This window comes from Stenotrophomonas maltophilia (genome assembly GCF_025642255.1).
In the GTDB taxonomy this organism is placed as follows: domain Bacteria; phylum Pseudomonadota; class Gammaproteobacteria; order Xanthomonadales; family Xanthomonadaceae; genus Stenotrophomonas; species Stenotrophomonas maltophilia_P.
In genome coordinates this window covers 113,548-135,971 of record NZ_CP106759.1, presented here as the reverse complement: position 1 = coordinate 135,971, position 22,424 = coordinate 113,548, and the positions used below count along the sequence as shown (strand labels likewise).

Here is a 22,424-nt window from a genome sequence, read left to right as displayed (position 1 = left end):
CCATGGAATCGGGGAGTGGAGCAAGGGCCCAGGCGTGAACGGTCACAGCTTCAGCCAGGACAGCAGAGGTTCCCAGTCGGCCTGGTGCTCGCGCACCTGGGCGGAGCGATAGTCGAACAGGCTGCGGCCCAGGCCGGTCATGACCACGTAGCTCTGGCTGTCGCGCAGCTGTGCGACCACCGGGTACGGCCATTCGGCCAGCATCTGCAGCGCCTGCTGCGAGGTCTGGGTCCAGGGCTTGGTGCGGTTGAGCACCAGCCCCACCGGCAGCTTGCGGCTGTGCACGCGCGGCACCTGGGCCAGGCTGTTGAGGAAGCCGACGATGGCTTCGATGTCCAGCGCCGAGGGCAGCACCGGCACCACCACCGCATCGGCGGCATCAAGGAAATGGGGGATATCGTCGGCCAACGCGCCGGCAGGCGCATCGATGATGACGGTCTCGGTGCCATCGGGCAGCTTCTGCGCCCATTGCTTCTTCCGGTACACGTCGATCGGCAGCACCGCGCTTTCCAGGCCGGCGCGGCGCTGTGCCCAGCGGGTGCTGGAGCCCTGCGGGTCGGCATCGGCGATCACCGTGGCCTTGCCCTGCAATGCCGCGTACGCGGCCAGGTGGGTGGCGACGGTGGTCTTGCCCACCCCGCCCTTGGAACCGGCCACCAGGATCGTCTTCATGCCAGCCTCGCTTCCGGGTACGTGCCCCGAGCGTACACCGGCGATGGTGACGGGAGGTAGAGCCGCGCTGAACCTGTCGGCATCGGCTTTGCTATGGTGACGCCCCCGAAGGATCGAACCCGCATGAGCGAACTGCAGGACCTGAGCGCGCTGATCCGCGCCAATACCCCCCTGATCGTGGTGGAGACCCAGGACGAGGGCCGCATCGTCGAGTTGTTCCGGCAGACACTGATGCATGTATGGCGGGCCCTGCACCGCTGGTCGATCACCGAGGGCCTGCGCCGCATCGATCTGGACAGCGAGGATGCGCCGGTCGGACCGCCCGATGCCAGCGCGGCGCTGCAGATGATCCGCCAGGCCGACCAGCGCGGGGTGTACCTGCTGCTCGATTTCCATCCCTATCTGGGCTATGCCAGCCACCAGCGCGCGCTGCGCGACCTGATCCAGCGCCGCCACAGCGAACCCCATGTGCTGGTGCTGATCGGCGCCAAGGTCGAGCTGCCGGCCGAACTGGAAGCCCTGGCGGTGCGCTTCAACCCGCGCCTGCCCGACGCCAATGCGCTGCTGAAGATGCTGCGCGAAGAGGCCGATGCCTATGCACGCGAGCACGGTGGCCGCCGCGTGGAGGTCGACAGCGAGGCGGTGAAGAAGATCCTGAAGAACCTGCAGGGCCTGAGCCTGGTCGACGCCCGGCGCATCGCCCGGCAGCTCATCTACGCCGACGGTGCGCTGCGCGACGACGACCTGCCGCAGCTGGCGCGGCTGAAGTTCGAGCTGCTCAACCGCAGCGGCCACCTGTTCTTCGAGCATGACAGCGCGCGCTTCGGCGACGTGGCCGGCGCCAACCGGCTCAAGCGCTGGATCAACCAGCGCCGTGTCGCGTTCATCGCCGGCTCGGCACCGGCAGGGCTGGATCCACCGCGCGGCATGCTGTTGCTGGGCGTGCAGGGCTGCGGCAAGTCGATGCTGGCCAAGGCCACCGCCGCCGGGTTCGGCGTACCGCTGCTGCGCCTGGACGTGGGCGCGCTGTACAACAAGTACCACGGCGAGACCGAGTCCAACCTGCGCCAGGCCCTGGCCTCGGCCGAGCAGCTGGCGCCCTGCGTGCTGTGGATGGACGAGATCGAGAAGGGCCTGGCCAGTGGTGGCGACGACGGTGGGGTATCGCGCCGCGTGCTTGGCTACCTGCTGACCTGGATGGCCGAACGCAAGGCGCCGGTGTTCATCGTCGCTACCGCCAACCAGGTGCATGAGCTGCCCGCGGAGCTGCTGCGCAAGGGGCGCTTTGACGAGATCTTCTTCGTCGACCTGCCCTCGCCCGAGGTGCGGGTGGAACTGCTGCGCCTGCACCTGGGGCGACGCCAGCTCACTGCGGACGACTTCGCGCTGCCGGCGCTTGCCGCAGCGTCCAACGGGTTCTCCGGTGCGGAGATCGAGCAGGCCATCGTGGCCGGGCTGTATGCGGCCCATGCCGAGAACCGGCCGCTGGATACGGAAACGCTGATGGGCGAGATCCGGGCGACACGGCCCTTGTCGGTGCTGATGGCCGAGCAGGTGACGGCGTTGCGCGAGTGGGCGTCCGGTCGCACGGTGTCTGCGGACGACTGAGCGGTCTGCCACCCGCGCCGCAGGCTGTTGCCCTCTGCAGGTGCCGGGTGCACCCCGGCACCACGCCTGCCCTCAGGGCCAGGCCGGCGGCGCGGCAGCCCAGGCCTGCTGTACTTCGGCCAGCGACGCGCGCTCGTCCTCGCGCCACTGCGGCAGCAGCTGCGCGTAGCGGCTGCTGTCGCTCCACTGCGACGGTTCGGTGCGCACGGCAGCGGCGTACCACTGCACTGCCTGCTCCTTCTGCCCCAGGCGCCACAGTGCCAACGCGTAGCTTGGCGGCAACCAGCTCGGCTTGCTGAGCGTACTGCCGGCGGCGGCCTGCCACTGCTCCAGCGCGGCCTCCGGCTGCCCCTGCCGCAGCAGGTCCCAACCATAGTTCCAGCGTACGCCGCGACCGACGCTGCTCTGCACCGGGGCATCCTTCAATGCTTCGCGGTACAGCTGCTCGCCAAGTTCGGTACGGCCCTGCGCGATCGCCACCGAGGCCAGCTGCACGGTCGCTTCCACCACGCGCCGGCCACGCTCGCGCTGCTTGAGCAGCTGCGCCACCAGAGCATCGCCCTGCGACTGCTGCACGACCACCATCGGCGCAGCCGCGGCATCGTTGTCGAAATAGAACTCCTGTGGTGCCGGCAATACCGGCGCCGCCCACGCGGAGGCCGCCCCCGAGACCAGCAGGATGCCGGTCAGGATCTTTACTGCCACTGACATTCCTTCTTCCCCCGGGCTGCGACCGCAGCCCCTCTCTCTCCTCCCGATCCTAACCGCAGCATGGCCGCCGGCGCGAGTGCCGGGGCCTGCGCGGCCTCACTGCTACAATTCGCGCCTTCCCCGTCGCGTGCCTGCACGCGGCCGGTGCCAGCCGATCCTGACCGGGCCAGCCATGACCAGTACCGCGCAACTCACCTCGCCCTCTTCCGCCGACCTGATCGACCGTGATTACACGCTCGATCACAAGTACACCCGCAACGAGGGACGGATCTACCTGAGCGGGGTGCAGGCGCTGGTGCGGCTGCCGCTGATGCAGCGGCTGCGGGATGCCGCCGAAGGCATCGACAGCGCGGGGTTCATCAGCGGCTACCGCGGCAGCCCCCTGGGCGGCTTCGATCTGGAGCTGTGGCGCGCCCGCACGCACCTGGAGGCCGCGCGGGTGAAGTTCACCCCGGGCCTGAACGAGGACCTGGGCGCCACCATGGTCTGGGGCACCCAGCAGACCAACCTGTTCCCCGGCGCCAACGTACAGGGCGTGTTCGGCATGTGGTACGGCAAGGGCCCGGGCGTGGACCGCTGCGGCGACGTCTTCAAGCACGCCAATGCGGCAGGCACGTCCCGTCATGGCGGCGTGCTGGCGCTGGCGGCCGATGACCATGCCTGCCGCAGCTCCACCCTGCCGCACGGCAGCGAGGATGAATTCGTCAGCGCGATGATGCCGGTGCTGAATCCGGCGGGCGTGCAGGACATTCTCGACATGGGCCTGCTCGGCTGGGCGATGAGCCGGTATACCGGGCGCTGGGTCGGCTTCAAGACCATCGCCGAGACGGTGGAATCGTCGGCATCGGTCGACGTGGATCCGCTGGCGCGTCGCATCGTGCTGCCGGACGACTTCCCGATGCCGGCCGGCGGCCTCAACATCCGTTGGCCGGACCCGCCGCTGGACCAGGAGATGCGCCTGCACCGCTATGCCGTGAAGGCGGCGCAGGCCTTCGCCCGCGCCAACGGCATCGACCGGGTGGTGATGGACGCGCCGCGTGCACGGCTGGGCATCGTCACCACCGGCAAGAGCTACCTGGATGTGCTGCAGGCACTGGAGTACCTGGGCCTGGACGAGGCCGCCTGCGCCGACATCGGCATCCGCGTCTACAAGGTCGGCATGACCTGGCCGCTGGAGCCGGAAGGCATCGCCCGCTTCGCGCAGGGCCTGGACGACATCATCGTGGTGGAGGAGAAGCGCGCCTTCATCGAGCGGCAGATGAAGGAGCAGTTCTTCAACTGGCCGGCCAGCTGGGGCCCGCGCCCGTCCATCGTCGGCAAGTACGACGAAGCCGGTGAATGGATCCTGCCGTCCACCGGCGAGCTGACCCCGGCCACCATTGCCGGCGTGATCGGCCGGCGCATCCAGCGGTTCTTCAACAACGAGTCGATCGAACAGCGCCTGCAGTGGATGCAGCAGAAGGAGGCCGAGCTCGCGTTGCCGCGCGCCAGCTTCCCGCGCGTACCGCACTACTGCTCGGGCTGCCCGCACAACACCTCCACCACGGTGCCGGACGGTTCACGTGCGTTGGCCGGCATCGGTTGCCATTACATGGTGACCTGGATGGACCGCAGCACCGACACGTTCACCCACATGGGTGGCGAAGGCGTGACCTGGGCAGGGCAGGCGCCGTTCACCGATACCCCGCACGTGTTCCAGAATCTGGGCGACGGCACCTATTTCCACAGCGGCTCGCTGGCGATCCGCCAGGCGATCGCGGCCGGCGTCAACATCACCTACAAGATCCTCTACAACGATGCGGTGGCGATGACCGGTGGCCAGCCGGTGGATGGCCCGCTCAGCGTGCCGGATATCGCCCGGCAGATGCGCGCCGAAGGCATCCACACCATCGTGGTGCTGTCCGACGACATCGCCAAGTGGACCCGCCAGCGCGAGCATTTCCCCAGTGACGTCGAGTTCCACGACCGCAGCGCGCTGGACGAGGTGCAGAAGCGCCTGCGCGAGGTGAAGGGGGTCTCGATCCTGATCTACGAACAGACCTGCGCCACCGAGAAGCGGCGGCGCCGCAAGCGCGGCAAGCTGGAAGATCCGGCCAAGCGCGTGATGATCAACTCGCTGGTCTGCGAGGGCTGCGGCGATTGTGGCAAGAAGAGCTTCTGCGTATCGGTGCTGCCGAAGGAAACCGAGTTCGGGCGCAAGCGCGAGATCGACCAGTCCAACTGCAACAAGGACTACTCGTGCGTGAATGGCTTCTGCCCGAGTTTCGTCACGGTGCATGGCGGGAAGCCGCGAAAGGGCAGCCGGCGCGATGCATCGTCCCTGCTGGACAACCTGCCGGCGCCGACGGTGCGCGGCAGCCTGGAGCAGCCCTGGAACATCCTCATCACCGGCGTGGGCGGTACCGGCGTGGTCACCATCGGCGCGTTGCTGGGCATGGCCGGCCATTTGGAGGGCAAGGGCGCCACGGTGCTCGACCAGACCGGCCTGGCGCAGAAGGGCGGCGCGGTGACCACCCACATCCGCATCGCACGCCGGCCGGAGGACATCCACGCCGTGCGCATCGCCGCCGGTGAGGCCGACCTCGTACTGGGCTGCGACATGGTGGTGGTCAACGATTACTGGGCACTGTCGAAGGTGCGCGCAGGCCGCTCGCAGGTCGTGCTCAACACCTACGAAGCGATGCCGGGCACGTTCACCACCCGTCCCGACATGCAGTTCCCGGCGGCCGACATCATCGCCGGCGTGCGCGTGGCGCTGGGCGGCGATGAGCCGCTGCTGCTCGATGCCACCCAGCTGGCCACGGCGCTGCTGGGCGATGCGATCGCCGCGAACCTGTTCATCCTCGGCTACGCCTGGCAGCAGGGCCTGGTGCCGCTGTCGTTCGAATCGCTGATGCGTGCCATCGAGCTCAACGGCGCGGCGGTGGCAATGAACCAGCAGGCCTTCGCCTGGGGCCGGCTGGCGGCGATCGATCCGCAGGCCGTGCAGGAGGCCGCCGGCCTGGTGCGCAACCGCCATACCGATACCGAATCCACGCCCGGCCCGCTGCATCCGCTGCCACCGGGCGAATGGGAAGGCAACGAGTGGGGTGCCACCGCTGCGCCACGCAACACCGGCGACGAACGCGAACTGCGTGGCCTGCCCTCGCATGGCGGCGAGGTTGCCTTCCTGCCGCTGGACGACGCGCGCCTTTCGCGCTCGCTGGATGAAATGATCGAACGCCGCGCCGCGTTCCTGGTCGACTACCAGGACGCCGCCTACGCCGATCGCTACCGCAGCGTGGTCGAACGCGTGCGCGCCGCCGAACGCGAGCGCATCGGCGGCTCGACCGCGCTGACCGAGACCGTGGCCCGCTATCTGTTCAAGCTGATGGCCTACAAGGACGAATACGAAGTCGCCCGCCTGTACACCAGCGGTGATTTCCAGCGCCGGCTGCAGCAGCAGTTCGAAGGTGACTACCAGCTGCGCTTCCATCTGGCACCGCCGCTGTTCGCGAAGAAGGATGAACAGGGCCGGCTGCAGAAAAAGGAGTACGGCCCGTGGATGTTCAAGGCGTTCGGCCTGCTGGCGAAGCTGAAGTTCCTGCGGGGCGGTGCCTTCGATGTGTTCGGCCGCACTGCCGAGCGCCGCATGGAGCGCAAGCTGATCGGCGACTACGAAGCCACCGTGCAGCTGCTGCTGGACGGGCTGGATGACGGTCGCCTGGCGTTGGCCGTGGAGATCGCCAGCATCCCCGAGCACATCCGCGGCTTCGGCCACGTCAAGGAAGCGCATGTGGAGAGCGCCAAGGCGCGGGAAGCTGCGCTGCTGGCGCAGTGGCGCAACCCGAAGGCGCTGCATATCGTGCAGGTGGCGTAAAGCAAGCGAACGCAGACATCACGTTGCATGTCAACGATCGATTACATTTGACAGGGTGTAATCGAACGTAGACTTTTCTGACGTCAATGTGATCTAACGCATTGATGTCAAATTAATGTCAGCGTTCATTGACCATTGCCTAAAAGTAGTCATACGCATACATTGAGCACATGGCACTTCTAAAGACGACCGACGATCTAGGACTCACCATCCGTCAACGTCGCAGGGCGCTTGGCTGGGATCAAGCGGGACTGGCCGAACGTGCGGGGGTGAGCCGCCAGTGGATCATTGATATCGAGAAGGGCAAGCCTCGTGCCGAAATGCATCTGGTACTGCGGGTAATGAATGTCCTCGGCTTGAGGCTCAGCGCAGATGCACCCACTGCGGATCGCATTCCCTCTACGCACAAAGCCCCCAGTATCGACGCGGTGGTAGCGTCCCACCGAGGTTCATCACACTCAACTTCGCCTCCCGCAGCCGGAACACGGCGTGCGAACCGTTCTGTAGGCGCTGGAGTGGATTTCAGCCGGATTATGGATGAGATCAAATACGAGTTGAGTTCCGCATCAAAACGTTCTGCCGCCATACGAGAGCAGTCAACGCCACCACCACCGAGCAAGCAGAGAAAATGAAACTCAACCTGCTGATGGGTGCCAGCAATGTCGGGATCGTGGAGCAAAACACCCATGGGCATCCCGAACTCACGTATGCTCCATCATGGGTTGCCTCATTGGACGCGGTGCCATTGTCGCTGAGCCTTCCTCTGGCTCAGCAGGTCCATCCCACACAGACGGTATCGGCTGTTCTGTGGGGCCTGCTGCCAGACAATGAAGCCACATTGGATCGGTGGGCCTCCGCCTTCCAGGTTTCTGCACGCAATCCACTCGGCATACTTTCACATGTCGGTGAAGAGTGCGCCGGAGCAATGCAGTTCATCACCGACGACCGCCTTGATCTGGTTGCTTCCGGCGCGCTCGACGCAATAACTCCACTGTCGGACGAGGACGTCGCCGCGAGACTGCAGCGAGTCCGGCAAGACGTGGGAGCCACTCGCAGGCCGGACGATCTCGGCCAGTTCAGCCTTGCAGGCGCCCAAGCAAAGATCGCGCTACTGCATACGGAACAGGGATGGGCTCTCCCATCCGGGCGCATTCCAACCACACATATTCTCAAACCGCCTAGCGGCGACTTCAGAGGATACGTGGAGAACGAAATGTTCTGCCTCGCATTGGCCAGGGAAATGGATCTCTCTACTGCCAACAGCAGCCGCCTTCAGATAGGCACGGAGTCGGCAATATGCGTGGAACGTTACGACCGCTATCAGGTCGATGGTCAGTGGTTCCGCCTGCACCAAGAGGACTTCTGCCAAGCCCTTGGTATTCGCCCCCACCTGAAGTATCAGAATCAAGGTGGACCGGGGCCGGCAGATCTCGGAAATGTTCTGTGGCAGCACTCAGGCAATCCCACGGAAGACGTACAGCGCCTGTTCGACGCGCTGGCGTTCAACTACTTCATTGGTGGCACCGACGCCCACGCGAAGAACTACTCCCTGTTGATCGACAGTGGAGGCCACACAAGGCTCGCGCCGCTGTATGACATTTCAAGCGCGCTTGCCTACCCGGAACTCGATGTCAGGGCAATCCGGATGGCCATGCGCATCGGCAGCCACTACAACTGGTGGGACATACGCTTGAATGACTGGGTGACCCTCTCGGAACAACTGCGACTGGATCCGTCCGATTGTCTGAAGCGAATGACGTTGATGGCATACCAGCTACCTGCGGAGGCCAGCGACGTTCATCAGTTGATGGAGCAGCAAGGCACCGCCCATGAGATTCTTCATCGCCTGGTCGAACAGATCCACATTTCCTGTGAAAGATTCATCCGGAAAGTCCAGGCAGCAGCCACCTGATCACCCCAGCCGCCACACCAACAGGCGGTTGTTGGCCGGCATCGCCACATCGCGCAGGCGGGTGAAGCCGCTTTCCGCGGCCAGCGCCTGCACGGCCTCCGCATCGCGGATGCCGCTGCGCGGATCCCGCGCCTTCAGCCAGGCATCGAACTGCGCGTTGCTGTCACTGGTGTAGCGGCCGCCGTAGTTGAAAGGGCCATACACCGCCAGCAGTGCGCCATGTCGCAGCACCGACGGCAACGCGGCAAACAGCGCCTGCACGTGCGCCCAGCTCATGATGTGCAGCGTATTGGCACTGAATGCGGCGTCGAACAGGCTGCCCTCGGGCACCGGCAGCCCTGCTGCCGGTGGCAGTTCCACCTGCAGCGCCACCGGCGGCAGCAGGTTCAGCAGTGCCGCCTCGGCGCGCCACGCCTCGATACCCGGCAGATGGTCCGGGTGGTCGCTGGGCTGCCAGCGCAGCCAGGGCCAGCGTTCGGCGAAGAACACGGCGTGCTGGCCGGTGCCGCTGCCGATCTCCAGTACCCGGTGGCGGTCGCCCATCCACGGATCGAGCGCGGCAGCGATCGGTTCGCGGTTGCGTTCGCAGGCTTCTGAATACGGCTTGCTCGACATCGGGACGGCACCGGACGGGGTCGGGCCATTGTGCACGAGGGAGGGTGTCCGGCAGGGCTGCGCCCTGCACCCACCGAAGCAACATCAACGTCAAAAGCGGACTATCCGTGGGTTGGCGGGGTGGGTCCGGTTGCGGGGGACGGCGTGAATACGTCCCTGTAGCCTCGGTCGCGCCATCCATGGCGCTCACGCCCCCGCAACCGGACCCACCCCGCCTTCGACAGTTGGCCGCGATCTGTCGGAAATACTCTTGGGGTCAGATCCGTTTTCCACAGGAAAACGGATCTGACCCCGGAATTTGATTCGATATCCAACAGCTTTCGTCCACGCATGGCGTGGATCTGCTGGCCGCCGGCCAACTGTCGAAGGTGGGGCGCTGTGGGTTTGCGGGGTGTGAGCCGCATGGATGCGGCGACCAAGCCCCCATGGACGGGTTTACGGCGCCCCCGCAAACCCACAGCACCCCGCCATCCCACGGAATGCCCGCTTTTGACGTTGACGTTGATTCCAGCAGGTGCAGGGCGGCAAGCCCTGCCGCGCCCCACCCATGACTGCAGTCACTTGTGCTGATTGCCCTCCGCTGGCGAAAGTCGAGCAGTTGACGTGATCGGCTTGGCCCGTTGCCGGCCGCACGCGAGTGAGAGAGAGCGCTGTGCAACGACGTGAGTTCCTGGCTTTATCCGGTCTGGGCATGGCCGGCCTGCTGCTGCCGCACGCGCGGTTGATCGCCGCCGAGCAGCTGCTCGAACCGGGCGACATGGCCCGCAGGAAGGTGCTGGCCGAGGCCGCGCTGGCCGCTGCCAAGCGGGCCGGGGCGACCTACTGCGATGTGCGCATCGGCCGCTACCTCAACCAGGCCGTGATCACCCGCGAAGCGCGGGTGCAGAACGTCACCAACAGCGAGTCGTCCGGCATCGGCATCCGGGTCATCGTCAACGGTGCATGGGGCTTCGCCGCCACCCGCGAGCAGACCCCCGCCGCGGTCCTGGCCGCCGTCGGGCAGGCCGCCGCCATCGCACGCGCCAACGCCCCCCTGCAGAGCCGGCCGGTGCAGCTGGCACCGGTCACCGGCGTCGGCGATGTGAGCTGGAAGACCCCGATCCGCAAGAACGCGATGGCAGTGCCGATCCAGGACAAGGTCGACCTGCTGCTGAGCCTGAATGCGGCGGCGATGAACGCCGGTGCCGACTACATCAATTCCACCCTGTTCCTGGTCAACGAGCAGAAGTACTTCGCCTCCAGCGACGGCTCGTTCATCGACCAGGACATCCACCGCATCTGGCTGCCCTTCACGGCCACCGCCATCGACAAGGCCACCGGCAAGTTCCGCACCCGCGCCGGTCTGTCCTCGCCGATGGGCATGGGCTACGAGTTCCTCGATGGCGACGCGCGCGGCAAGGTGCAGCTGCCCGGCGGCATCACCGCCTACCGCGACTCCTACGATCCGGTTGAAGATGCGATCGCAGCGGCGCGGCATGCGCGCGAGAAGCTGAAGGCGCCGTCGGTGAAGCCCGGCAAGTACGATCTGGTACTGGATCCCTCCAACCTGTTCCTGACCATCCACGAGAACGTCGGCCATCCGTTGGAGCTGGACCGCGTGCTGGGCTACGAGGCCAACTACGCCGGCACCAGCTTCGCCACGCTGGACAAGCGCGATGCGGGCTTCCGCTGGGGCAGCGACATCGTCAACTTCTTTGCCGACAAGACCCAACCGGGCAGCCTCGGTGCCGTCGGCTATGACGACGAGGGCGTCAAGACGCTGCGCTGGGACCTGGTCCGCGACGGCATCCTGGTCGATTACCAGGCCACGCGCGATGAGGCACACATCCTCGGCCGCGATGCGTCGCATGGCTGCAGCTACGCCGATTCCTGGTCCAGCGTGCAGTTCCAGCGCATGGCCAATGTCTCACTGGCGCCGGGCAGGCAGCCACTGAGTGTGGAGGACATGATCAAGGACGTGGAGAACGGCATCTACATCCACGGCCGTGGTTCCTATTCCATCGACCAGCAGCGCTACAACGCGCAGTTCGGCGGCCAGCTGTACTACCAGATCAAGGACGGAAAGATCGCCGGCATGGTCGAGGACGCGGCCTACCAGATCCGCACGCCGGAGTTCTGGAACGCCTGTACGGCCATCTGCGACGAACGCGACTTCCGGCTTGGCGGCTCGTTCTTCGACGGCAAGGGCCAGCCGGGCCAGGTCTCGGCGGTGTCGCACGGTTCGTCCACCACCCGCTTCAACGGCATCAACATCATCAACACCGCGCGCAGTCTCGGCGCTTGAGCCACCCCATCGTTCATGGAGAGCAGCCTTGCACAGACGTGACTTCCTGGCCCTGACCGGCCTTACCGCGGGCGGCCTGATCGTGCCGTCCTTCTTCGGCAAAGTGATCGCCGCCGAGCAGCTGCAGTCCAGCCTTGACCCCGCGCTGAAGAAGCGCCTGGCCGATGCTGCCCTGCAGGCCGCCCGCAGTGCCGGCGCCACCTACTGCGACGTGCGCATCGGCCGCTATCTGCGGCAGTTCGTGATCACCCGCGAAGACAAGGTGCAGAACGTGGTGAACACCGAGTCCACCGGTGTGGGCATCCGCGTGATCGTCAACGGTGCCTGGGGCTTCGCCGCCACCAACGCATTGGGCACTGCCGACGTGGCCAGGGCCGCCCAGCAGGCTGCGGCCATCGCCAAGGCCAACGCTGGCGTGCAGAGCGCGCCGGTGCAGCTGGCCAGCACGCCCGGCGTGGGCGAGGTCAGCTGGCGCACGCCGATCCGCAAGAATGCGATGGAGGTGCCGATCAAGGAGAAGGTCGACCTGCTGCTGGACGTCAATGCCGCAGCGATCGGCGCCGGTGCCAGCTTCGTCAATTCGATGCTGTTCCTGGTCAATGAACAGAAGTACTTCGCATCCACCGATGGCTCCTACATCGACCAGGACGTGCACCGCATCTGGGCACCGATGACCGTCACCGCCATCGACAAGACCAGTGGCAAGTTCCGCACCCGCGAAGGCCTGTCTGCGCCGATGGGCCTGGGTTACGAGTATCTGGACGGCGCCGCCGCCGGCAAGGTCGTCAGCCCCAACGGCGTGGTCAACTACAGTTCCTCCTACGACATGAAGGAGGACGCCATCGCGGCCGCCAAGCAGGCGCAGGAGAAACTGAAGGCGCCGTCGGTGAAGCCGGGCAAGTACGACCTGGTACTGGACCCGTCGCACACCTGGCTGACCATCCACGAGTCGATCGGCCATCCGCTGGAGCTGGACCGCGTGCTCGGCTACGAGGCCAACTACGCCGGCACCAGCTTCGCCACCCTGGACAAGCGCGAGCAGCGCTTCCAGTACGGCAGCGAGCTGGTGAACGTGTTCGCCGACAAGACCCAGCCGGGCAGCCTCGGCGCGGTCGCGTACGACGATGAAGGCGTGAAGTGCAAGCGCTGGGACCTGATCAGCAACGGCAAGCTGGTCGACTACCAGACCATCCGCGACCAGGCCCACATCCTCGGCAAGACCGAGTCCGATGGCTGCTGCTATGCCGACTCGTGGTCCAGCGTGCAGTTCCAGCGCATGGCCAACGTGTCGATGGCGCCGGGAAAGACGCCGCTGAGCGTGCCGGACCTGATCAAGGACGTGGAGAACGGCATCTACATCATCGGCGACGGCTCGTTCTCGATCGACCAGCAGCGCTACAACGCCCAGTTCGGCGGCCAGCTGTTCTACGAGATCAAGAACGGCCAGATCACCCGCATGCTGGAGGACGTGGCCTACCAGATCCGCACGCCGGAGTTCTGGAACGCCTGCACCGCCGTGGCCGACGAACGCGATTACCGCCTGGGCGGCTCGTTCTTCGACGGCAAGGGCCAGCCGGGCCAGGTCTCGGCGGTTTCGCACGGCTCGTCGACCGCACGCTTCAACGGCATCAATGTCATCAACACCGCACGCAGCCTCGGCTGACCGGTCAGGAGCCCTTACACCATGAGTATCTTCACCGAAGCCCAGGCCAAGGCCATCCTCGACAAGGTCATCGCCCTGTCCAAGGCCGATGAATGCACCGCCGTGCTGGCGGGATCGATCGCCGGCAACATCCGTTTCGCCCTGAACAACGTTTCCACCAGCGGCATCGTGGACAACACCGAGCTTGCCGTTACCGTGGCCTTCGGCAAGCGCGTAGGCACCGCCTCGATCAACGAGTTCGACGACGCCGCACTGGAACGCGTGGTGCGCCGCGCCGAGGATCTGGCCCGCCTGGCACCGGAGAACCCGGAGTTCATGCCCGCCATCGGCAAGCAGACCTACCGGCCGAGCCCGACCTTCAGCGAGTCCACCGCCGCCATCGATCCGGCATTCCGCGCCAAGGTGGCCGCCGATTCGATCGCGCCCTGCCGTGGCAACGGACTGATTGCCGCAGGCTTCCTTGAAGATGGCCAGGGCTTCTACGCCACTGCCAACAGCAACGGCAACTTCGGTTACCAGCGCACCACCAACTTCGACTACACCTGCACCGTGCGTACCGAGGACGGCCGCGGATCGGGCTGGGTCGGCCGCAACCTGAAGGACGCGGCGGACTTCAAGGCCGACCAGGATGTCCGCATCGCCATGCGCAAGGCCACCGAGTCGGCCGAAGCCAAGGCGCTGGAGCCGGGCAAGTACACGGTCATCCTGGAGCCGGCCGCGGCCGCAGGCCTGATCAGCTTCATGATGAATTTCTTCAGTGCGCGCTCGGCCGACGAAGGCCGCAGCTTCCTGTCGAAGAAGGGCGGCGGCAACAAGCTCGGTGAGCAGGTCTACGACCCACGCGTGAACATGTATGCCGATCCGTGGCACCCGGAAGCGCCGGTGCTGCCGTGGGACAACGAGGGCATGCCGCGCGAGCGCCTGGCCATCATCGAGAACGGCAAGGTGGCCAACCTGGACTACTCGCGCTTCTGGGCGCAGAAGCAGGGCAAGACCGCCAAGGCCACGCCGGGCAACCTGCTGATGAGCGGCGGCGAGAAGAGCACCGCCGAGCTGGTGCGTGGCACCCAGAAGGGCATCCTGGTCACCCGCACCTGGTACATCCGCATGGTCGATCCGCAGACCGTGCTGCTGACCGGCCTGACCCGTGACGGCACCTTCTACATCGAGAACGGCCAGATCAAGCACCCGGTGAAGAACTTCCGCTTCAACGAATCGCCGGTGATCATGCTCAACAACATCGAAGAGCTGGGCAAGCCGGTGCGCGTGGCCGGCGACGAGTCGAGCTTCGTGATGATGATCCCGCCGATGAAGCTGCGCGATTTCACCTTCACCTCGTTGTCCGACGCCGTCTGATGGATCGCCGGGCCTGCCTGCGCTGGTTGGCTGCTGCCGCTTCGGCGGCCGCGCTTCCGGCCTGGGCACAGGCAGGCCCGCGCAGTTCGCGCTACGACTTCTGGTTCACCCGCCTGCAGTACGACTCGGGCGACTGGGACGTGGACGCGCGCATGCCGTCCAACCTGATCACTTCGCTGATCGACTACACCTCGCTGCGCGTGGACCCGCAGGAACACGTGGTGGCACTGGCCGACCCACGCATGCTGGAAGCCCCCTTCTGCTACCTGGCCGGGCACACGCTGGTGGAATTCAACGCGGCCGAGCGGCAGAACTTCGTGCGCTACGTGCGCAACGGAGGCTTCGTCTTCGTCGATGACTGCAACCATGACATCGATGGCCTGTTCGCAACCTCCTTCGAGGCGCAGATGGGCCGCCTGTTCGGGCCCAGGGCGCTGCAGAAGCTGCCCAACAGCCACGCGCTGTACCGCAGCTTCTTCCGCTTCCCCGATGGACCACCGGCCACCAGCTTCGAGTTGAACGGCTGGGGCGACGATCTGGTGCACGACTATCTGAAGGGCATCGAGGTCGATGGCCGCCTGGGCGTGCTGTACAGCAACAAGGACTATGGCTGCGAGTGGGATTACGACTGGCGCAACAAGCGCTTCCTGGCCGAGGACAACACGCGCTTCGGCGTCAACATCGTGATGTACGCATTGAACAATTGAGTGAGAGCCCCCCATGAACCGCCCTGATCTCGATTCCCTGCTGCCGCGCCTGCACGATCTGCGCGCCGCCCTGGCCCGTGCCGTGGTCGGCCAGCACACGGTGGTCGAGCAGCTGCTGATCGGACTGCTGGCCGGCGGCCACTGCCTGCTGGAAGGCGCGCCCGGCCTGGGCAAGACCCTGCTGGTGCGTTCGCTGGGGCAGGCGCTGGAGCTGCAGTTCCGACGCGTGCAGTTCACGCCGGACCTGATGCCCAGCGACATTCTGGGTACCGAGCTGCTGGAGGAAGACCACGGCACCGGCCATCGTCATTTCCGCTTCCAGCAGGGGCCGGTCTTCACCAATCTGCTGCTGGCGGATGAGCTCAACCGCACGCCGCCCAAGACCCAGGCCGCGCTGCTGGAAGCCATGCAGGAACGCACCGTCAGCTATGCCGGCACCACCTATGCGCTGCCCGCGCCGTTCTTCGTGCTGGCCACGCAGAATCCGATCGAACAGGCCGGTACCTATCCGCTGCCGGAGGCCCAGCTGGACCGCTTCCTGCTGCACGTCCTGGTCGATTACCCCAGCGAGGCCGAGGAGCGCCAGATCCTGGAACAGACCACCGGCGGTGCCGGCGAGGCGGTGCCGAAGGTGATGGACGCCGCTGCGGTCATCGCCCTGCAGGCGGCAGTGCGCCAGGTGCACGTCAGCCCCGATGTGCTGGCCTGGATCACGCGGCTGGTGCGTGCCAGCCGACCCGGGCCGGAAGCGCCCGCGGCGATCAACCAGTGGGTGAAGTGGGGTGCGGGACCACGCGCCGGGCAATCGCTGGTGCTCGCGGCCAAGGCGCGCGCGTTGCTGCAGGGCCGCTTCGCCGCCACCCGCGAGGACGTGCAGGCCCTGGCTGCACCGGTGATGCGCCACCGCCTGCTGCTGTCGTTCGCCGCCGAAGCCGAACAGAAGCGCGCCGACGACGTGGTCGCCGCTCTGCTGCACGCCGTGCCGTTCCCCGGGTGATCCACGCGTGAGTGCTGGCACGCTGGTCCTGCCTCCCGAACTGCGAGCGCGCCTGCGCGCGCTGCGGTTGCGGCCACGTCTGGCCAGCGGCGCGAGCGGCATCGGCCAGCACGCGAGCCGCAGTCGTGGCGCCGGCCTGGAATTCGCCCAGTACCGCGCCTACGAACCCGGCGATGAACTGCGCCAGATCGACTGGAAACTGTACGCGCGCTCGGACCGCTTCTTCGTGCGCGAGTCGGAGCGCGAAAGCCCGATCACGGTATGGCTGCTGCTCGATGCCACCGCATCGGCCGGCCAGTCCGATCGCACCGCGCCGGCACGCAGCCGCCTGGATCACATGCGTATGCTGGCCGCCTGTGTCTGCGAGCTGGCACTGCAGCAGGGCGATCATTTCGGCCTGCTGACCGTCACCGGCGACGGCCTGCAGCTGGTACCCGCAGCGCAGGGCGCACGCCAGCGCGACCGCGTGCACCTGCAACTGCATGCCCTGCAGCCACGAGGCGGCTGGCCCGCCCGTGACACGCTGCGCCCGCTGTGGGAGCGCGTTCGCCCGGGCGACCTGCTGCTGGCCATCGGCGATGGCTTTGATGACGCCGGCATCGTGCTGCTGGAGCACCTGGCCAGTGCACGCCGCGAGGTACTGCTGCTGCAGGTGCTGACCGCCGACGAGCGCGACTTCCCGTTCGATGCCGGCCATCGGTTCCGCGACCCTGAAACCGGCGAGGAACTGCTCGGCGATGGCGCGGCGATCCGCGCCGACTACCTGCAGCGTTTCACCGCTGCACACACAGCACTGCACCTGCGGCTGCAGGCCAGTGGCATCGCCAGTGCCACCGGCTGGCTCGATCAACCGGTGGACCAGCCGCTGCAGGCGCTGTTCGGCCGCGGGGGCGGCGCGTGAGCCTGCTGTTTCCGCTCGGGCTGGCCGCACTGGCGGCGTGGCTGCTGCCGCTGCTGATCCATCTCGCGCGTCGCCATCCCTACACGCCGCTGGACTTCGCCGCGCTGCGCTGGCTGCGTGCACGGATCCGCCCGCGCCAGCGCATCCGCTTCGATGACTGGCCGCTGCTGCTGGTGCGGTTGCTGCTGCTTGCCGCGCTGGCCGTGCTGCTGGCGCGGCCGGCATTGACCGGACCGGCGCCGGCTACCGGCGCATGGACGGTCGTCGCACCCGGTCTGGATGCGACCGCGCTGCATGCCGGCGCTCCTGCCGGCGACGACAACTGGCGCTGGCTTGCGCCCGGATTCCCCACCATCGACCAGCCACCACCGGCCACGGATGTGGCCCTGCCCAGCCTGCTGCGCGAACTGGATGCGCAGCTGCCGACCGGCACCGCGCTGACCGTGCACGTGCCCGATCCGCTGCCCGGCCTCGACGGCATGCGCCTGCAGCTCTCGCGGGCGGTGCAATGGCAGACACATCCCCGTGCGACTGCTGCAACGGCCGCGCCCACCCCGCTGCCGCAACTGCGCATGCACGCTGATGCCCCGGCCGCGGCACAGCGCTGGCTGGCTGCGCTGCAGCGCGCATGGGGCACCCGATCACCCGCGCCCGCCTTGCCTGCGGATGCGCTGCCCGCTTCGGGTGAAGTCGGTGTCTGGAGCCGCGCCGATGCGCTGCCCGCTCACTGGCAGGCATGGCTGCAGGACGGTGGCAGCGTGCTGACCGCCGCCCGGCCGGCAGCGGATGCACGCCCGCTGCTGCGCGACGCCGAAGGCGCGACGCTGCTGTGGCAGCAGCGCGTTGGCCACGGCCGCCTGCTGTTCCTGCCCGGCGAATGGAATGCCGCGGGCAATGCCGCGCTGCGCGATGCCCGCCTGCCGCACACCCTGCTGCAGGCGTTGCAACCCGCGCCACCGCCGCGCTCAGGCGATGCGCAGGATCACGCACCGCGCCAGGTCGCCCTGCCGGCTGCCACGCCTGCCGTGCGTGAGCCCACCGCCTGGCTGCTGCTGGCCATCGTGCTGTTGTTCGCACTGGAGCGCTGGATGGCCAGCAACGCGCGGCGGAGGCTGCCCGCATGACGATGCTGCAACGCGCCTGGCAGCGCGCACGGCGCCGCAGCGGCGCCATCACTCTGCTGCTGGGACTGCCGTGGGCGCTGGCCACGACCACACTTGCACTGCGCCTGGGCGGGTTCGATATCGCCTGCATCGTTGCGACGGCCACTCTGCTCGCCTGCACGGTGCTGGCCACGGTCCACGCCCGCCGCTTGGATCGCCGCTGGGTGCAGCGCCGGCTTGACGGCAGCGGGGCAAGCGAAGACAGCGCCGACCTGCTGTTCGCCGATCCTGCCGCACTCAATCCGCTGCAGCAGCGCCAGCGCGACCATGTGCAGGCCGCGCTCGAACGCGCCATGCCGGAACTGCGTCCGCGCTGGCCGCGCGGCGCGTTGCTGCTGTGCTGGGTCGGGGGGATCGCCGTCGCACTGCTTGCGTTGGGCTGGCCACGGTCCGGTCTGTCCATGCCGGGCGTGTCCTCGTCGCGCCCCGCTGCCCCGGCAGTTGTGGGCCCGTTGCAGCTGCAGTCCACCCGCTTGCGCATCGAGGCTCCGGCCTATACGGGTCAACCACCCCGTAACCAGAACGCACTCGATGCCAAGGTCGCCGCCGACAGCCGCCTGTCCTGGTCGCTGCGCTTTGATCGTGCGCCCCGCAGCGCATGGCTGCAGTTCCACGATGGCCGGCGCGTGCCGCTGAGCGAGCGCGACGGCCACTGGCAGGCGCAGGATGTGGCCCGTGCACCGGTGCTGTACCGCGTGGTCAGCGAACCGGCACTGGCCACGACACGCCTGTACCGCCTGGACGTGGTGGCGGACCGCGCCCCGACCGTACGCGTGCTGGAGCCCGCTGCCAGCCTGGTACTGGGCACGCCCGGGCAGCGCCAGTGGGCACTGCGCTTCGAGGCCAGCGACGATCACGGCGTGGCCACGCAGGCCCGCCTGTCGATCACCCTCACCCAGGGCAGCGGCGAGAACATCACCTTCGTCCAGCGCAGCGTGACGCTCACCGGCAGTGGCGAAGCAACGGCGCGACGGTTCGCTCACACGCTGGATCTGGGCGCACTGGGAGCGCAGCCCGGCAACGATGTGATCGCCCAGCTGGAAGTGCGCGACAACCATGCCCCGACACCCCAGACCGGCCGCAGCAGCAGCGTGATCCTGCGCCTGCCCAGCAGCGAGGCGGTGCTGGGCGCCGAGCTGGAAGGCCGCATCAAGAAGACCCTGCCGGCCTACTTCCGCAGCCAACGGCAGATCATCCTCGATGCGGAAGCGCTGATCCGCCAGCGGCGCAGCCTGGCCGCCGATGACTTCGTCAAGCGCAGCGACGCCATCGGCGTCGACCAGCGCATCCTGCGCCTGCGCTACGGCCAGTTCCTTGGCGAAGAGAGCGAAGGCGCACCGAAGCCGCCGCCAACCAGCGACCTGCCGACCAGTGACGCCCCCACCGCAGACGACCACGGCGACGATCACGACCATGATCACGACCACGCGGCGCAGCCGCAGGCCGGCGACCACGATGCGCATGGTCACGACCACGGCGGCAACGCAGGCAACGCCGATACGCCACCGGTGTTCGGCAGCGCCACGGACGTGCTGACCGAGTATGGCCACACGCACGACCACGCCGAGGCGGCGACCCTGCTCGATCCGCAGACCCGCGCGACGTTGAAGGCGGCACTCGACCAGATGTGGGCCTCCGAAGGCGAGCTGCGCCAGGGGCGCCCGGAGCAGGCGCTGCCGTACGCCTACAAGGCACTGGGATTCATCAAGCAGGTCCAGCAGGCCGAACGCATCTACCTGGCCCGCGTCGGCCCGGAACTGCCGCCCATCGATGAGGGCCGGCGCCTGGGCGGTGACCGCGCCGGGCTGGCCAGCCGACAGCTGCCACTGACGGCACGCACGGCACCGGACCCGGCCATCGTCGAGGCCTGGCAGCGACTGGGGGACGGCGACGGCACGCCGGATCTGGACGCGCTGGCGGGCTGGCAGCAGCGCAATGCGACCTACCTGCCCGACGCGCTCGACCTGGCGGCCGCCATCGAACAGTTGCGCATCGAGCCAGGCTGTGCCGACTGCCGGCAGCGCCTGCGGGCACAGCTGTGGAGGGCACTGCAGCGCCCCGTGCCGCAGGCCACACGCCGCAGCGCGGCCGATGCGATGGGGCAGCGATACCTGGATGCACTGGAGGCGCAGCCATGAATCTGTCGGCACCGGCTCTGTGGGTCGCGCTCGTCCTGGTGCTGATCGTACTCGTCGCCAGCGCGCGCCAGCTGCGCGCACCGGTGCGACCGCGTGGCCCGCTGTTGGCCGTGCTCGGCCTGCAGGTCATCGCCGCTGCACTGCTGTACGCATGCCTGCTGCCGCCCACACGGCAGCAGCCCGCTGCGGGCCTGGTGGTGCTGGGTGCCGATGCCGGAAGGGCCAGCGCGCCGCCGGCAAGCGAGGGACCGCTCCTCCTGTTGCCCGAAGCCACCCAGGTGCCGGGCGCGACGCGTGTGCCGGACCTGGCGACGGCGCTGCGCCAGCATCCCTCGACGCGGCTGACCCTGGTCGGCGCCGGCCTGGAGGCACGCGACCGCGACGCCACGCTGCCCGCGCAGGTCCATTGGCGGGCACCGCCCGCCCCTCGCGGCTGGACCGCGCTGCAGCTGCCCGCGGATGTCACCCCTGGCGCGCGCTTCGACGTGCAGGCGCAGGCCCGCGGCGTCCCCCGTGCGCAGGCTGAGCTGCTGGACCCGGCTGACACGGTGATCGATCGTGCCCCGCTGGGCGAGGACGGACGGGTGCGACTGAGTGGCGTGGCCCGTGCCGAAGGCCGCAGCGTGTTCCGCCTGCGCCTGCTGGATGGCGAAGGCCATGTCGTCGATACCGTTCCGGTACCCCAGCAGACCCTGCCGGCCACACGGGTACGCCTGCAGATCCGTGCCGGCACGCCGGGACCCGAACTGAAATACCTGCGACGCTGGGCCACCGATGCCGGCATCGACGTGCAGATGCAGGCCGACACCGGCGCCGGCCTCAGCATCAGCGAAGGTCAGGTCGGTCTGGACGCGGCATCGTTGGCGCGCACCGACCTGCTGCTGCTGGACGAGCGCAGCCTGGCCACGCTGGGGAGTGGCCAGCTCGCAGCGGTGCGCCAGGCGATGCACGAGGGCCTGGGTGTGCTGGTCCGCAGTGCCGGCGTGCCATCGGCCGGTGCGCGGCAACGCCTGCGTGAGCTCGGCCTGCCCGTGCAGGGCGATGGCGCCAGCCGGAGCGTCACGCTGCCCGGCGATGGTGACAGCGCGATGCTGGCAGCCCGACGCGGTCCGCTGGCGTCGGGCACGCTGCCCACCCGCGATGGCGAAGAGGCTGATCGTGATTCGCATGCCGCCGCGCTGCCCACCTTGGAACAGCTTGCGCTGCAGGTGCCTGCCACCACCGCGCTGCTGCACGACCGCAGCGGCGCTGCCATCGGAGGCTGGCGCGATGCCGGCAAGGGTCGCATCGGCCTGCTGCCGCTGACCGACACGTGGCGCTGGGTGCTGGCCGGCCGCGACGATCGCCATGGCGAGCTGTGGAGCGACGTGGTCGGCACCCTGGCGCGCGCGCAGGGCGGCAGCACCGCGCCGTGGTCGCCGCAGCCGATTGCGTGGGCCGGGGAACGACAGGCCCTGTGCGATGTGCAGGCGCCGTTGCAGGTGTTCGATGCACGGGGCGCGTCGGTGGCGCTGATCGTGGACGGCGGCACCGGCAGCGCACGCTGTGCCGGCTGGTGGCCACGCGAGGCCGGTTGGCACCGGCTCCAGCAGGGCGAACGCTCCTACTGGCGCTATGTGTTCGACAGGACGGATGCGGCGGCGCTGCACCGGCAGGGAATGATCGATGCGACGGCGCAGGCCCTGGCCACCTCGGCACCGGTCAAGGCACAGGCGACGCAGCCCGTACCGGGATCACGCTGGCCGTGGTGGCTGGCCTTCGTGCTGTGTGCCTCGCTGCTGTGGTGGCTGGAACGGCGGCCGCCCGGCGTTGCCCGTACGGCATAGCTTCCCCCCATC

Annotated in this window: 16 protein-coding genes; 13 read left to right on the top strand and 3 right to left on the bottom strand. The window is 67.8% G+C overall.

Annotated elements, in window-relative coordinates:
- Window positions 1-42: 42 nt before the first annotated feature.
- Entirely contained in the window at window positions 43-672 is a 630-nt protein-coding gene (locus N8888_RS00535; RefSeq protein ID WP_053519980.1) for a ParA family protein, read from the bottom strand.
- 123 nt (window positions 673-795) lie between these two features.
- Here N8888_RS00535 and N8888_RS00530 point away from each other — a divergent pair, with 123 nt between their 5' ends.
- Entirely contained in the window at window positions 796-2,280 is a 1,485-nt protein-coding gene (locus N8888_RS00530; protein ID WP_263176737.1) for an AAA family ATPase, read from the top strand.
- A 72-nt stretch (window positions 2,281-2,352) separates the two neighbouring features.
- On the opposite strand, the gene N8888_RS00525 is transcribed toward N8888_RS00530, so the two are convergent.
- Window positions 2,353-2,991, bottom strand: a complete 639-nt coding sequence (locus N8888_RS00525; RefSeq protein ID WP_065182080.1) for a tetratricopeptide repeat protein — start codon at window positions 2,989-2,991, stop codon at window positions 2,353-2,355.
- Between the two features lie 172 nt (window positions 2,992-3,163).
- Between N8888_RS00525 and N8888_RS00520 the strand changes: the two genes are divergently transcribed.
- The 3 genes from N8888_RS00520 to N8888_RS00510 all read left to right on the top strand — a co-directional run bounded on the left by N8888_RS00520 (window position 3,164) and on the right by N8888_RS00510 (window position 8,762).
- On the top strand, window positions 3,164-6,850 hold the full coding sequence (locus N8888_RS00520; protein WP_053519983.1) for an indolepyruvate ferredoxin oxidoreductase family protein: 3,687 nt from the start codon (window positions 3,164-3,166) through the stop codon (window positions 6,848-6,850).
- Window positions 6,851-7,020: 170 nt separating this feature from the next.
- Window positions 7,021-7,482 (top strand): helix-turn-helix transcriptional regulator, encoded by a 462-nt coding sequence (locus N8888_RS00515; RefSeq protein WP_263176733.1) that lies wholly within the window; start codon window positions 7,021-7,023, stop codon window positions 7,480-7,482.
- Window positions 7,479-8,762, top strand: a complete 1,284-nt coding sequence (locus N8888_RS00510) for a type II toxin-antitoxin system HipA family toxin (RefSeq protein ID WP_263176731.1) — start codon at window positions 7,479-7,481, stop codon at window positions 8,760-8,762. Before N8888_RS00515 ends, N8888_RS00510 begins: the two co-directional genes overlap by 4 nt.
- On the opposite strand, the gene N8888_RS00505 is transcribed toward N8888_RS00510, so the two are convergent.
- Window positions 8,763-9,377, bottom strand: a complete 615-nt coding sequence (locus N8888_RS00505; protein WP_263176730.1) for a DUF938 domain-containing protein — start codon at window positions 9,375-9,377, stop codon at window positions 8,763-8,765.
- A 652-nt stretch (window positions 9,378-10,029) separates the two neighbouring features.
- On the opposite strand from N8888_RS00505, the gene N8888_RS00500 reads away from it, so the two are divergent.
- From N8888_RS00500 to N8888_RS00460, 9 genes are read left to right on the top strand one after another with little or no spacing between them, the layout of a single operon-like run.
- Window positions 10,030-11,661: a TldD/PmbA family protein gene (locus N8888_RS00500; protein WP_263176729.1), complete on the top strand. Its 1,632-nt coding sequence runs from the start codon at window positions 10,030-10,032 to the stop codon at window positions 11,659-11,661.
- A gap of 28 nt (window positions 11,662-11,689) precedes the next feature.
- Window positions 11,690-13,324 (top strand): TldD/PmbA family protein, encoded by a 1,635-nt coding sequence (locus tag N8888_RS00495; protein ID WP_074902370.1) that lies wholly within the window; start codon window positions 11,690-11,692, stop codon window positions 13,322-13,324.
- A gap of 21 nt (window positions 13,325-13,345) precedes the next feature.
- Complete coding sequence (locus N8888_RS00490) at window positions 13,346-14,680, top strand: TldD/PmbA family protein (RefSeq protein WP_053515946.1); 1,335 nt, start codon at window positions 13,346-13,348, stop codon at window positions 14,678-14,680.
- On the top strand, window positions 14,680-15,387 hold the full coding sequence (locus N8888_RS00485) for a DUF4159 domain-containing protein (RefSeq protein ID WP_065174125.1): 708 nt from the start codon (window positions 14,680-14,682) through the stop codon (window positions 15,385-15,387). Before N8888_RS00490 ends, N8888_RS00485 begins: the two co-directional genes overlap by 1 nt.
- 13 nt (window positions 15,388-15,400) lie before the next feature.
- Complete coding sequence (locus N8888_RS00480) at window positions 15,401-16,384, top strand: AAA family ATPase (RefSeq protein WP_263176726.1); 984 nt, start codon at window positions 15,401-15,403, stop codon at window positions 16,382-16,384.
- 7 nt (window positions 16,385-16,391) lie between these two features.
- Window positions 16,392-17,285: a DUF58 domain-containing protein gene (locus N8888_RS00475; RefSeq protein ID WP_262218859.1), complete on the top strand. Its 894-nt coding sequence runs from the start codon at window positions 16,392-16,394 to the stop codon at window positions 17,283-17,285.
- Window positions 17,282-18,409, top strand: a complete 1,128-nt coding sequence (locus N8888_RS00470; RefSeq protein ID WP_263176723.1) for an N-terminal double-transmembrane domain-containing protein — start codon at window positions 17,282-17,284, stop codon at window positions 18,407-18,409. Before N8888_RS00475 ends, N8888_RS00470 begins: the two co-directional genes overlap by 4 nt.
- On the top strand, window positions 18,406-20,586 hold the full coding sequence (locus N8888_RS00465) for a DUF4175 domain-containing protein (protein WP_263176722.1): 2,181 nt from the start codon (window positions 18,406-18,408) through the stop codon (window positions 20,584-20,586). The genes N8888_RS00470 and N8888_RS00465 overlap by 4 nt, the downstream gene beginning before the upstream one ends.
- Window positions 20,583-22,412 carry a hypothetical protein gene (locus N8888_RS00460; RefSeq protein WP_263176721.1) on the top strand — a complete coding sequence of 610 codons (1,830 nt, stop codon included), beginning with the start codon at window positions 20,583-20,585 and terminating at the stop codon, window positions 22,410-22,412. Before N8888_RS00465 ends, N8888_RS00460 begins: the two co-directional genes overlap by 4 nt.
- Window positions 22,413-22,424: the final 12 nt, after the last annotated feature.

Bases quoted from the DNA above. Each gene is read 5' to 3' on its own strand.
- N8888_RS00505 (WP_263176730.1), bottom strand. From the start codon at position 9,377: ATGTCGAGCAAGCCGTATTCAGAAGCCTGCGAACGCAACCGCGAACCG.
- N8888_RS00510 (WP_263176731.1), top strand. From the start codon at position 7,479: ATGAAACTCAACCTGCTGATGGGTGCCAGCAATGTCGGGATCGTGGAG.
- N8888_RS00490 (WP_053515946.1), top strand. From the start codon at position 13,346: ATGAGTATCTTCACCGAAGCCCAGGCCAAGGCCATCCTCGACAAGGTC.
- N8888_RS00480 (WP_263176726.1), top strand. From the start codon at position 15,401: ATGAACCGCCCTGATCTCGATTCCCTGCTGCCGCGCCTGCACGATCTG.
- N8888_RS00460 (WP_263176721.1), top strand. From the start codon at position 20,583: ATGAATCTGTCGGCACCGGCTCTGTGGGTCGCGCTCGTCCTGGTGCTG.
- N8888_RS00530 (WP_263176737.1), top strand. From the start codon at position 796: ATGAGCGAACTGCAGGACCTGAGCGCGCTGATCCGCGCCAATACCCCC.
- N8888_RS00520 (WP_053519983.1), top strand. From the start codon at position 3,164: ATGACCAGTACCGCGCAACTCACCTCGCCCTCTTCCGCCGACCTGATC.
- N8888_RS00535 (WP_053519980.1), bottom strand. From the start codon at position 672: ATGAAGACGATCCTGGTGGCCGGTTCCAAGGGCGGGGTGGGCAAGACC.
- N8888_RS00465 (WP_263176722.1), top strand. From the start codon at position 18,406: ATGACGATGCTGCAACGCGCCTGGCAGCGCGCACGGCGCCGCAGCGGC.
- N8888_RS00515 (WP_263176733.1), top strand. From the start codon at position 7,021: ATGGCACTTCTAAAGACGACCGACGATCTAGGACTCACCATCCGTCAA.
- N8888_RS00525 (WP_065182080.1), bottom strand. From the start codon at position 2,991: ATGTCAGTGGCAGTAAAGATCCTGACCGGCATCCTGCTGGTCTCGGGG.
- N8888_RS00485 (WP_065174125.1), top strand. From the start codon at position 14,680: ATGGATCGCCGGGCCTGCCTGCGCTGGTTGGCTGCTGCCGCTTCGGCG.